Annotated in this window: 13 protein-coding genes and 1 riboswitch; of the genes, 5 read left to right on the top strand and 8 right to left on the bottom strand. The window is 36.4% G+C overall.

Annotated features, from left to right (window positions below; translation table 11 throughout):
• Entirely contained in the window at nucleotides 1–999 is a 999-nt protein-coding gene (gene bioB / locus AC1Q51_RS07840; protein WP_492331459.1) for a biotin synthase, read from the top strand.
• 182 nt (nucleotides 1,000–1,181) lie between these two features.
• Nucleotides 1,182–1,502, top strand: a complete 321-nt coding sequence (locus tag AC1Q51_RS07835; RefSeq protein ID WP_000280032.1) for a hypothetical protein — start codon at nucleotides 1,182–1,184, stop codon at nucleotides 1,500–1,502.
• A 22-nt stretch (nucleotides 1,503–1,524) separates the two neighbouring features.
• On the opposite strand, the gene ribH is transcribed toward AC1Q51_RS07835, so the two are convergent.
• The 5 genes from ribH to AC1Q51_RS07810 all read right to left on the bottom strand — a co-directional run bounded on the left by ribH (nucleotide 1,525) and on the right by AC1Q51_RS07810 (nucleotide 5,795).
• A complete protein-coding gene (gene ribH, locus AC1Q51_RS07830) occupies nucleotides 1,525–1,986 on the bottom strand; it encodes a 6,7-dimethyl-8-ribityllumazine synthase (protein ID WP_000230895.1) in 462 nt (153 codons plus the stop codon).
• Nucleotides 1,987–2,004: 18 nt separating this feature from the next.
• Nucleotides 2,005–3,198: a bifunctional 3,4-dihydroxy-2-butanone 4-phosphate synthase/GTP cyclohydrolase II gene (ribBA, locus tag AC1Q51_RS07825; protein WP_492331458.1), complete on the bottom strand. Its 1,194-nt coding sequence runs from the start codon at nucleotides 3,196–3,198 to the stop codon at nucleotides 2,005–2,007.
• Between the two features lie 12 nt (nucleotides 3,199–3,210).
• Nucleotides 3,211–3,855, bottom strand: coding sequence for a riboflavin synthase subunit alpha (ribE, locus tag AC1Q51_RS07820; RefSeq protein ID WP_000493869.1), 645 nt, complete (start codon nucleotides 3,853–3,855; stop codon nucleotides 3,211–3,213).
• Complete coding sequence (gene ribD, locus AC1Q51_RS07815) at nucleotides 3,837–4,949, bottom strand: bifunctional diaminohydroxyphosphoribosylaminopyrimidine deaminase/5-amino-6-(5-phosphoribosylamino)uracil reductase RibD (protein WP_000131984.1); 1,113 nt, start codon at nucleotides 4,947–4,949, stop codon at nucleotides 3,837–3,839. The genes ribE and ribD overlap by 19 nt, the downstream gene beginning before the upstream one ends.
• A 305-nt stretch (nucleotides 4,950–5,254) precedes the next feature.
• Nucleotides 5,255–5,398, bottom strand: a riboswitch (FMN riboswitch).
• 190 nt (nucleotides 5,399–5,588) lie between these two features.
• On the bottom strand, nucleotides 5,589–5,795 hold the full coding sequence (locus AC1Q51_RS07810) for a CDGSH iron-sulfur domain-containing protein (RefSeq protein WP_001151582.1): 207 nt from the start codon (nucleotides 5,793–5,795) through the stop codon (nucleotides 5,589–5,591).
• A 288-nt stretch (nucleotides 5,796–6,083) separates the two neighbouring features.
• Here AC1Q51_RS07810 and AC1Q51_RS07805 point away from each other — a divergent pair, with 288 nt between their 5' ends.
• Nucleotides 6,084–6,329: a DUF2552 family protein gene (locus AC1Q51_RS07805; RefSeq protein WP_000360796.1), complete on the top strand. Its 246-nt coding sequence runs from the start codon at nucleotides 6,084–6,086 to the stop codon at nucleotides 6,327–6,329.
• A 10-nt stretch (nucleotides 6,330–6,339) separates the two neighbouring features.
• Here the strand turns inward: AC1Q51_RS07805 and AC1Q51_RS07800 are convergent, their stop codons facing one another.
• Complete coding sequence (locus AC1Q51_RS07800; RefSeq protein ID WP_000819228.1) at nucleotides 6,340–7,263, bottom strand: alpha/beta hydrolase; 924 nt, start codon at nucleotides 7,261–7,263, stop codon at nucleotides 6,340–6,342.
• 81 nt (nucleotides 7,264–7,344) lie between these two features.
• Here AC1Q51_RS07800 and AC1Q51_RS07795 point away from each other — a divergent pair, with 81 nt between their 5' ends.
• Nucleotides 7,345–7,827, top strand: a complete 483-nt coding sequence (locus AC1Q51_RS07795) for a GNAT family N-acetyltransferase (RefSeq protein WP_000902440.1) — start codon at nucleotides 7,345–7,347, stop codon at nucleotides 7,825–7,827.
• A 99-nt stretch (nucleotides 7,828–7,926) separates the two neighbouring features.
• Entirely contained in the window at nucleotides 7,927–8,790 is an 864-nt protein-coding gene (locus tag AC1Q51_RS07790; protein WP_090977119.1) for a LacI family DNA-binding transcriptional regulator, read from the top strand.
• Nucleotides 8,791–8,814: 24 nt separating this feature from the next.
• Here the strand turns inward: AC1Q51_RS07790 and AC1Q51_RS07785 are convergent, their stop codons facing one another.
• On the bottom strand, nucleotides 8,815–10,134 hold the full coding sequence (locus AC1Q51_RS07785) for a Na+/H+ antiporter family protein (RefSeq protein WP_000994810.1): 1,320 nt from the start codon (nucleotides 10,132–10,134) through the stop codon (nucleotides 8,815–8,817).
• A gap of 131 nt (nucleotides 10,135–10,265) precedes the next feature.
• Nucleotides 10,266–11,264 (bottom strand): alpha/beta fold hydrolase, encoded by a 999-nt coding sequence (locus AC1Q51_RS07780; RefSeq protein WP_000898973.1) that lies wholly within the window; start codon nucleotides 11,262–11,264, stop codon nucleotides 10,266–10,268.
• Between the last annotated feature and the right edge of the window lie 4 nt (nucleotides 11,265–11,268).

Raw genomic sequence — 11,268 nt, 5'->3', positions numbered from 1 at the left:
ATGAAACAAGTACAAACAAAAAGGGATTGGAAAAAACTTGCATACGACGTAGTGGAAGAGAAAATGATTACGAAAGAAGATGCAATAGCGATATTAGAAGCTGATGATACAGAAGTTTTAGAAATTATGAATGCAGCTTACATTATTCGCCATCATCACTTTGGTAAGAAAGTAAAATTGAATATGATTATTAATACGAAATCTGGATTATGTCCTGAAGATTGTGGATATTGCTCACAGTCTATTATTTCAGAAGCACCAATTGATAAATATGCATGGTTAACGCAGGAGAAGATTGTAGAAGGGGCACATGAAGCAATACGCCGTAAAGCAGGTACATATTGTATTGTAGCGTCTGGTCGTCGTCCGACGGATAAAGAGGTAAATCACGTAATTGGAGCAGTTAAGGAAATTCGTGAAACGACAGACTTGAAGATTTGTTGTTGTTTAGGTTTCTTAAATGAAGATCAAGCAGGACGTTTAGCGGAAGCGGGCGTGCATCGTTATAACCACAACTTAAATACACATGAAAATAATTACGATAGTATTTGTTCAACTCATACGTATGATGATCGTGTTGATACAGTTCAAAAAGCGAAACAAGCGGGCATTTCTCCATGCTCTGGAGCGATTTTTGGCATGGGAGAAACAATTGAAGAGCGTGCTGAAATTGCATTTGAATTACAACGTATAGATGCAGATTCTATCCCTTGTAATTTCCTTGTTGCTGTAAAGGGAACACCTCTTGAAGGGCAAAAAGAGTTAACGCCAGTAGAATGTTTAAAAGTACTGGCAATGATGCGTTTTGTAAACCCGACAAAAGAAATTCGTATTTCAGGAGGACGTGAAATCAATTTACGTTCTGTACAGCCAATCGGTTTATTTGCAGCAAATTCTATTTTTGTCGGGGACTACTTAACGACAGCTGGACAAGAGCCGACTGTAGACTGGGGTATGATTGCAGATTTAGGATTTGAGATTGAAGAGTGTGCATTATAAGATAGATGAAAAAGCAAACTTGTAAAAGGGTTTGCTTTTTTTGTAAATAAAATGTAATAAATAGTTGTGAACGCTTGATATTATTGGTTTTTGAGCGGAAAAAAGAATTTTTGTGGACGAATTTTCCAAGCCCTAGTTGTACATAGTAAATATGTAATTTATATTGGGTTGGAGGATTTTACATGTACAAATACATATTAGCGATTATGACTTGTTTAATTTTAATAAAAGCAATAAGTTCTGATCCAGTTAAGGCTGCTGAAAATCCTGAACAAAAAGAGATGCAACAAAGAATCGAACAACACTTTCGAACGAAAGCTGAACATTTTGGATTGAAAACGGAAGGAAAAGATTTAAAGGAAGTTAGAAAAGAAATTACTATTATAGAAGAAGCGAAAAAAAGAGAGAATGTATGGAGAACAGCACAAGCTCTTCATATAAAAACAGAAGGAAAAACGATGAATGAATTAATAAAAGATGTACAAAAAAAGGTGAAAAAATAAAAAGAGGCCGAAGCCTCTTTTTTTATGCCCATTGTTTTGATAAGTGAGCCATTTCAATTGCAGCAACAGCTGATTCATATCCTTTATTACCAGCTTTCGTACCTGCGCGTTCAATCGCTTGTTCAATTGTTTCTGTCGTTAATACGCCGAAAATAACTGGGATGTCCATTTGTAGTGATAAAGACGCAACACCTTTTGCTACTTCATTACAAACGTAATCGTAGTGAGTTGTAGCACCTCGGATTACAGTACCTAATGTAATAACAGCATCATACTTTCCGCTACTAGCCATCTTTTTAGCGATTAAAGGAATTTCAAATGCACCAGGAACCCAAGCAACATCAATATCATTTTCTTCTACACCGTGACGCTTTAATCCGTCTAAAGCGCCGCCAAGTAACTTACTTGTAATAAATTCGTTAAAACGTCCAACAACAACTCCAACTTTTAATCCTGTACCAACTAAATGACCTTCGAATACCATAATAAATCTCTCCTTTAATTATAAGTTTAGTAAGTGTCCTAATTTGTTTACTTTCGTTTGTAAATACGATTTATTCTCTTCTTTTGCTGGCATTTGCAACGGTACACGCTCGACTACTTCTAAATCGTAACCTTGTAAGCCAGCAATTTTTCTTGGGTTATTCGTTAATAATCGTAAACTTTGTAAACCTAAATCTTTTAATATTTGTGCTCCGATACCGTAATCACGAAGATCAGCAGGGAAGCCGAGTTTTTCATTTGCTTCTACAGTATCGAATCCTTCTTCTTGTAATTTATAAGCACGAAGCTTATTAAGAAGCCCAATGCCTCTTCCTTCTTGTCTCATATAAAGAAGAACACCGTTTCCTTCACGCTCAATTTGAGCAAGTGCTGCATGGAGTTGTGGTCCGCAATCGCAGCGATGTGAACCGAATACATCTCCTGTTAAGCATTCAGAATGAACACGCACAAGTACCGGTTCACCTATTGAAATATCACCTTTTACAAGTGCGATATGTTCTTTCGTATCTAATGAGTTAGAATAGCCAATTGCGTGGAAAGTACCGAAATCTGTAGGTAATATAATTTCCACCTCTCTCGTCACAAGTGTTTCATGATGGCGGCGGTAAGCAATTAAATCTTCTATTGTAATCATTTTTATATCAAATTGTTTTGCGCATTCTATTAAATCAGGTACACGTGCCATCGTGCCGTCCTCATTTATAATCTCGCAAATAACTCCAGCTGGTTCGGCACCGCATAGCTTCGCTAAATCAACAGCAGCTTCTGTATGACCTGCACGACGCAGGACACCGCCTTCTTTCGCAATTAATGGAAAGATATGTCCAGGTCGATTGAAATCAGCGCCTTTTGATGCGGGGTTTAACAATTCTTGTATCGTAGTTGCACGTTCGTGAGCGCTAATCCCTGTTGTTGTAGAAACATGGTCAATGCTCACTGTAAACGCAGTATGATGTGAATCTGTATTATGAGATACCATTGGTTCTAATTGTAGACGTTCTGCGTACCCTGCTGTAATCGGTACACAAACGAGACCACGGCCATGTGTAATCATAAAATTAATTGTTTCTGGTGTAATGTACTCTGCTAAAGCAATAAAATCGCCTTCATTTTCTCGGTTTTCATCATCACATACGATAACGACTTTACCTTGTTTTAAATCTTCTAGAGCTTCTTCAATACGATGAAACATTGTGCTTCCCCCTTATAGAAATCCGTTTTCTTGTAAAAAGCTTTCAGTCATTGAACCTACTCGTTTTGTAGGTTTAGTAATAAAGCGTTCGATATATTTACCAATCATGTCACACTCAATGTTTACGATATCTCCGGCATTTTTTTCTCCAATGACAGATTCGCTTACTGTGTGCGGGATGAGTGAAATCGTTATGGAAGATTCGTCTATATCAAATATCGTTAAACTCGTTCCATCAACAGCAATGGATCCTTTATGCAAACAATAGCGCAGCAGTTCATCAGAAATTGCTATTTTGTAATAGACGGCATTGTAATGTTGTTTTTTATTTAAAATCGTTCCGATGCCATCAATATGTCCTGAAACGAAATGTCCACCGAATCGTCCGTTTGCAGCCATTGCTCGCTCTAAATTTACTTTAGAGTGCGGTTTAAGCATGCGAAGTGATGTCGACTGCATCGTTTCAGGCATTGCATCAACTGTAAATGAATTAGTTGTAAAGCTTGTTACAGTTAAGCAAATACCGTTCACCGCGATACTATCACCTAAGTGAACATCTGATAAAATTTTCTTTGCATGAATCGTTAATTTCATCGCTTCTCCGCTTTGTTGCATGTTTGCTATCGTTCCTAATTCGTCTACAATTCCTGTAAACATTCCGTCACCTCGTTTCGGGCATTCGCAACAATTTTTATATCATCACCAATTTGTTTCATCTCTTGAATTTTCAAGGAAAGCGCATCTTGTAATTTTGAAAAACCATTTCCTCCAAATAAAGTAGGAGCATCTTTCCCACCAATTAATTTCGGGCTTATATAGGTTACAATTTCATTAAAATTGTTTGTTTTTAAGAAACTTGCATGAATCGATTGGCCACCTTCAACGAATAGAGAAAGAATTTGTTTTTCTCCAAGAAAGGAAAGAAGGTCCTCGATTTCTATATGCTTCGTTTCCATTTGGAATATAGCTATATTTTTAGATTCATAAGAAGATATCTTCTCTTTCTTTACATCCTTACCGACAATAATCCATGTCGGTGCTAAACCATCTGTTATAACATGAGAAGATGGTGGTGTTCGTAAATGGGTATCTAAAACAACGCGAATAGGATGTTTCCCACCATTTGGAATTCTTGTTGTTAAATGAGGATTATCAGCTATAACTGTATTCACTCCAACAAGAATTGCATCATGTATATGGCGATATTGGTGAACATCAGCACGTGCTTCTTCACCTGTAATCCACTTACTTTCACCAGTTACAGTTGCTGTTTTTCCATCTAAGCTCATCGCTGTTTTGATTGTTACAAAAGGGCGTTTCGTTTTCATGTAGTGAAAAAAGTAGCGATTTAATAAAACTGCTTCTGCTTCAAGAACACCGGTAGTTACTTCAATTCTAGCTTCCTCTAATCTTCTTTTTCCGTTACCAGAAACGAGCGGATTACAATCGAGAGTAGCAATTACAACACGCTTAACTCCTTTTTCGATGAGCAATTCACAACAAGGTGGTGTTTTTCCAAAGTGGCTACACGGTTCCAGTGTTACATAAACGGTAGCGTCTTTGGCGTTCTGACCAGCCATTTGAAGGGCATGAACTTCTGCGTGTTCTTCACCAGCCCGTAAATGAGCCCCCATACCAACGATGTTTCCATCTTTTACAACAACAGCACCAACCATAGGATTTGGACTTGTTTGTCCTGATGTTCCTTCTGCTAACTGCAGGGCAATCCTCATATATTCTTGATCTGTCATTTTCTTCACCTCTCCTAAAAAAATCAAAAAACCCCAAGGATTTAATATCCTTGGGGTTTGGGAGACGTGATTTCTAGAAATATAGTTTGAATACGAAAGCATAGGAAAGAAACCTAACGATAATTGATATTTCTGCATAAGGAAAAAACCTAGCAAAATATCGAATTTTTAAACGCTAGTTGTCTCTTTTTATTTCAGTATAAAAAATAAGTATAGAAAATTAAACATATATAAAGAATCAAAATGAATCTTTAAAAATATGCATACTGAAATAAAAGTGTATTCACTATATAAAAAACTAGAAACATATCCTTCTCCCATCCAGACTATACTGTCGGCCCTAGAGTTTCACTAGATCCACCGTTTTCGAGTTGAAAACGGGTCACGGACTTAGAAGTTTTCACTTCATCACCGCCGGTTGGGAATTTCACCCGACCCCGAAGGATGCTGTTTGCTCAAATTATAGCACAAAAAAAATAAAAGGCTAGTAAAAAATATTCGAATGTGAAGAATTGTGTGAAAATATATGCAGGCTGGAATGGAAATAAAAGTATTAGAAATGTTGTAAGGAGAAGGGATATAACGGAGTTGCTAAAAAGAAAAAACATGCACAAAAAAATGTGCATGTCACATGTAAAATTATTCTGCCTCTGGTGCTCTAACAACAGACTCGAATTTACCTTTATGCGAAGCGTCGCAATAAGGCATATTTTTTGATAAACCACAACGGCATAAAGAAAATGCCGGTTTTGCTGGGAATACATTCCCTTGTGAGTCGACTAATTCCACGTCCCCTGTAACGCGAAAAGAGCCATTATCATTTACTTTAATTTGTACTTTTGCCAACGTTATCCCTCCTTCCCAAACGCTTAATTTCATCATATAATCAAGGGAAGTGCTTGGCAATATAAAGTGAAACTTTAATTAGTGGGGGAGGCATCCCCCACTAATTATTATTTGAACCAATCGGGCTTTTAGGGGCAGTTAATCTCCCGCCTAACTTCTTTGTTTCAGCCGAATTTTGAGGTGGGAGTTTTACTGCCCACAAATAGCGGGGAAAAAAGAGCACTTTGTTTGAGAAAGAAGAGAGTGTTATAATAGTTTTCATAACTGACTAGAGTAAGGTGACGAGAGATGGATAAACAATTACATACATTACGAAACATTGCAAATGAGCGCACGTGGGCATCATTTTTGAATGATAATCATCCATATAGTTTGTTACATTGGTCCATTGCAGGTGTAGGGCAAGAGGTAAAGGATGTTTGGTTACTTCAAGATGAAGTAACATTTCAAACGACAGAATTTCCAACGTTAGATGATGCAATGCAATGGATTTCTGAAAATATGGAACAAGTTACAGACGTTTTAGCGCAATAAAAAAACAGGCTTATGCAAGCCTGTTTTTTGTTTCTTTCACATATGTGTTTAAAAATTGATCGATGGCTGCTTCGTACTCTTCTTTATTTTCGTTATAAGAGCAAGCGTGTGCACCGTGTTCTGCAATATAAAGTTGCTTATTATTTTCTTTCGCTTCATATAACGCTTTTGTCATATCAGCTAAAATATAGTCGTCATCTTTACTATGAATAAAGAGAACGGGATTGTTAATGTTTTTTATACAGTCGATTGGTGAAACTTCACGAATTGTATAACCGTCACGAACTTTTAAAAATGCGTTTGCTAAAGGTAATAAAGGCCATTTTGGTAAATGGAATTCAACCTTTAAACGGTGCTGTAATTGTCCGTGAAAATCAGAGAAAGGACAATCTGCAATATAGAAATCAGCGCCATCTTCTACAAGTCCTGCGTATTGAAGAATTGTTGCGGCTCCCATAGATTCACCATGAATACCAAGTGTAATATTGGTTCCAAAACGGTTTTTTAGCCAGTCAACTACGGATTTCAAATCATGCTTTTCATAGTATCCATAGCTTGTTGTTTTTCCGCCAGTTTTACCATGACGACGATGATCGTAAATGAGGACATTATATCCCCTTTTTAAGAATAAGTTTGCATATTTTACAGAGTTTATTTTATTTACAGTTACACCGTGGCAAAAAACCATAAACTTATTGGAATGACCAGCAGGAATGTAATATCCGTGAAGGTCGTATCCGAATTGTGAAGGGATATGAATTTCTTCTTTATGAAGAGCATCAAAATCCTCTATACGAAAATGTTTTTTCGTTTCTCTTTCGAGTACTTCTTCCTCTGTTTTTTTCTTTAAGTACATCACTTTATTTGTAAAGAAAATCCCAAGGGCAGTTATTGCACCTAGTATAGTAAACAATGCTGCAAAAAAACGTTTCATACTTTACCTCATCCTCCAAATACCGTTACATGTGATACACTTATATTGTATCACAATGATATAAAAGGGGAGAAATAGGAAATGCTGCATATACAAAAAATTACGCCAGCGATGAAAGAAACAATCCGAATGTTCATGTGTAAGAACTGGGGAAGTTCATTGATGGTTTCACGTGGTAAGGGACATCAGTTAGAAGAGTTGCCAGGATTTGTTGCGCTCTCAGATGACAGAATAATCGGAATTATAACGTATGAAGTGACCGGAAATATGTGTGAAATTGTATCGCTAGATAGCTTTGAAGAAAGAAAAGGAATAGGGACGAAACTTGTGGATTGTGTATTACAAGTTGCAGAAGAAGAGCGGTGCAGACAGGTTTGGCTTATTACAACAAATGATAATATGAATGCGTTACGATTTTACCAAAAACGTAATTTTGTAATGACTAATTTATATGTGAATGCGGTAGAGGAGGCACGAAAAATAAAGAAAGAAATTCCACGTATTGGATATGATAATATCCCAATTTTACATGAAATTCAGTTGGAGTATCATTTAGTTAAATGATGTAACAATTTTCAGAAATATGAGTTATTAATCTTGACGGATAGTGTAATTTAGGTTACCGTAAAATTGTAATCTATTACCATATTAAGGGGTGACGATGTGGCAACTATACGTGATGTTGCAAAATTGGCAGGTGTTTCAGTCGCAACCGTTTCACGAGTTATTAATGAAAAAGGATACGTTCATGAAGACACAGTAAAACAAGTAAAGGAAGCAATTGAAGAATTACGTTATAGGCCAAACAGTGCAGCGAAGCCACTATTTAAAGAGAATTCAACGATAATTGCATTACTTGTAGATAATTTATGTAACCAATCAAACATCACTTTGCTACACTGTATTGAGGAAATAGCATATAAAGAAGGTTATCAAATCATTATTTGTAATATAGAGAATAAAGATAGATACATACATATGCTGAAGCAAAATAACATTGCAGGTGTTATTTTGACAAGAGCAGTTTTTAAAAGTGTAGGAGAAATTCCATTTCCGTTTGTTGTGATCGATGAGCAACAATCACATGGAAATTATTATGAAAGTGGACAGAGAGCTGTTTCTTTATTAAAAGAGAAAGGGTGTCACTTTCTTGCATATTTCGGTGAGGGAGAAGAAAGTGAAGAAATGGAAGATCATATAGCAGGGTTTTTAGACGCTGTTTGGGATGAAGGAATCTCTTATCGAGAAGAATGTGTACAAGGGTATACAAATAAACAATTTATTACATTATTGCAAAACAATCCGTATGTAGATGGAATTGTAGCCTCAAGTGATCAGATTGCTATTGAGTTAATTCGGTCAGCGAGATTTCTAAATATACATATACCAGATAAATTAAAAATTGTTGGACCGAATGGGAGTATAGAGTGTGAATGGATAGGTTCATCACTACCGACAATTGAAAACTATGTCAGAGATAATGGAAAAGTAGCTTTTCAACAATTAAAAGGAAAAATAAAAAAGTAAAAGGTGCGTTTTATACGCACCTTTTTATAATGTAATTGCGGCAATAAAGCCAAATATAAGTAACGGTATATTGTAATGTAGAAAAGTGGGTACACATGTATCCCATATATGATGGTGCTGACCATCAGCATTTAAACCGGATGTTGGTCCAAGGGTACTATCCGATGCTGGAGATCCTGCGTCACCTAGTGCTCCGGCTGTACCAATAATTGCAATTGTGGCCATTGGACTAAATCCAAGCTGAATGCAAAGAGGTACAAAAATGGTTGTTAAGATAGGGATGGTTGAAAAGGATGAACCAATTCCCATTGTAACGAGAAGTCCAATAACGAGCATAAGAAATGCAGCGAGTGGTTTGTTATTTCCGATTATATGTGCACTCGTTTGCACCAGAGATTCAACATGTCCTGTTTTTCGAAGAACAGCGCCGAATCCAGCGGCAGCAATCATAACAAAGCCAATAAAGGACATCATACGCATTCCGCTTGTTAATATCGCATCTGCTTCTTTAAGTGGTAGACTGCCACTAACCGATAAGACGATAATACCTGCTAAAGCACCAAAAATCATTGATTCTGTTGTTAATTGAACAGTTAATGTAGCAATGATAGATAATAACCCGAAAGTAATGCTACGTTTTGTATAGGGAACGATTTCATTTTCGGTAGTATGAATTTGTTCTGTTTCATACGTACGAGGTTTTCGGTACGTAATGAATACCGCTACACATAATCCAATAATCATACCAATTGCTGGAATAGTCATTGCTTTTGGAATAAGTGTGACATCAAATGTAAGGCCGCTTTGCGCAGCGTTGGTTTGTAATACGTCATGATAAATTTTTCCGAATCCTGCAGGGATCCACATATAAGGAGTAATCAATCCAAATGTAATAATACATGTGACAAGTCTGCGATCCACTTTCAGCTCATTTAATACTTTTAAAAGTGCTGGAATTAAGATGGGGATGAAAGCAATGTGAACAGGAATCACATTTTGTGAGAAACAAGCCATCGTTAAAATAATGAATAAAATAAGTATTTTAGAATAAACTTGTTTTTTCGTGTCTTGTTCATTGCCAATCCATTTTAATGCAGTTTGAATCATAGCATCTGGAAGTCCTGTTTTGGAAAGGGAAATAGCGAAACCACCAAGCATTGCATAACTTAAAGCGATTGGAGCACTGTTTCCAAGACCAGTTGTAAAAGTGTTAATCGTTTCTGAAATACCGAGTCCGCCGATAATTCCGCCTGTTAAAGCTCCAACAATGATGGCGACAATGACCTGGACACGTAACAAACTAAGCAATAGCATAATTGCTACTGCGACGAGTACAGCGTTCATAATAAATGTAATCTCCCTAAATTTTTATTCTGTTAAGACAAGTAAATATGAAACATTTTGCGATGTTTATACATACTTGCGACATATTATTATAAAATGTTTTCTATGAAATGTAAAAGAGCCTTTTGTTACTAATGCTGAAAAGCTAGCTCTTGTTTAATTGATTGCAAAGAATTAGCGAATAATTCTGGTTCTTCTAAATCAGGAGAATGTGCTGAATTTGGGAACCAAATCATCTTTTTTATAGGCGCTTCAATAATATCGCAATATTCCTGAACGAGTGCATAAGGAGTTTGATAATCATAGCGACCAGAACAAAAATAAACTGGGATAGATAAACTTGAGATAGAAGAAAAGAAATCGATTGTCAGCATTTCTTCCCATAAAACGCCAGATTTTAAATTTCCTGCGAGAAACTTGAACCAATCTAATAGCGTATACTCAGGAGAAAAGAAACCTTTTCGTATGAAAGAAAAGGAAGATCCGTTTTGGATTGCGCCTCCAAATGTGCCAAGCCACTTTCTTTGAATAATGAGACGTCTCGTATCTAAAAATGGTGGTTTGCCTAATTTTAAAAGGGAAGCTAATGCTTTTTTATGATCATGTTTTTTTGCAGAATGAATTAAATGTTGATATAGCAATTCTTCATTTTGTTTCATATGTACAATTTGCCCAATACCGATGTAAGCCTCGATATACTTTGGATATTGATGTGCTATGTTAAGCCCAATAATACTTCCCCAAGAATGACCAGCGAGAAATAGTTTTTGTTTGTTGAACCTTTTAAGTACATATTGAATCACTTCTTTTGCATCGGAAACGAATTGTTCAATTGTGAAATTTGCTCCGAAATCTTTCATTGAAAAGGATTTACCAGCCCCGCGCTGATCCCAATTAATAACAATAAATTGCTTCTCTAATTCTTTTTGAAAATGGCGAATAAATCCGATTTGTGCCATCCCAGGTCCGCCGTGACAGCATAATAAAATAGGTTGCTCTACGTTTTGTCCACGCATAAGGAGAGTTTGTTTTCGATTATTTATCATAACGCTTTCTATCGTAGCGATACTATTAGGAATGAGTTGTTTGTTTTCGTTATAGAACTGAGGGGTGTAGCTACGAAAAAGCATATTG

The organism is Bacillus sp. MT94 (assembly GCF_058792475.1).
This window is presented reverse-complemented; position numbering and strand designations above follow the sequence as displayed.

Bases quoted from the DNA above. Each gene is read 5' to 3' on its own strand.
- AC1Q51_RS07780 (WP_000898973.1), bottom strand. From the start codon at position 11,264: ATGCTTTTTCGTAGCTACACCCCTCAGTTCTATAACGAAAACAAACAA.
- AC1Q51_RS07835 (WP_000280032.1), top strand. From the start codon at position 1,182: ATGTACAAATACATATTAGCGATTATGACTTGTTTAATTTTAATAAAA.
- AC1Q51_RS07800 (WP_000819228.1), bottom strand. From the start codon at position 7,263: ATGAAACGTTTTTTTGCAGCATTGTTTACTATACTAGGTGCAATAACT.
- ribE (WP_000493869.1), bottom strand. From the start codon at position 3,855: ATGTTTACAGGAATTGTAGACGAATTAGGAACGATAGCAAACATGCAA.
- AC1Q51_RS07785 (WP_000994810.1), bottom strand. From the start codon at position 10,134: ATGAACGCTGTACTCGTCGCAGTAGCAATTATGCTATTGCTTAGTTTG.
- ribD (WP_000131984.1), bottom strand. From the start codon at position 4,949: ATGACAGATCAAGAATATATGAGGATTGCCCTGCAGTTAGCAGAAGGA.
- AC1Q51_RS07805 (WP_000360796.1), top strand. From the start codon at position 6,084: ATGGATAAACAATTACATACATTACGAAACATTGCAAATGAGCGCACG.
- ribBA (WP_492331458.1), bottom strand. From the start codon at position 3,198: ATGTTTCATCGTATTGAAGAAGCTCTAGAAGATTTAAAACAAGGTAAA.
- ribH (WP_000230895.1), bottom strand. From the start codon at position 1,986: ATGGTATTCGAAGGTCATTTAGTTGGTACAGGATTAAAAGTTGGAGTT.
- AC1Q51_RS07795 (WP_000902440.1), top strand. From the start codon at position 7,345: ATGCTGCATATACAAAAAATTACGCCAGCGATGAAAGAAACAATCCGA.
- bioB (WP_492331459.1), top strand. From the start codon at position 1: ATGAAACAAGTACAAACAAAAAGGGATTGGAAAAAACTTGCATACGAC.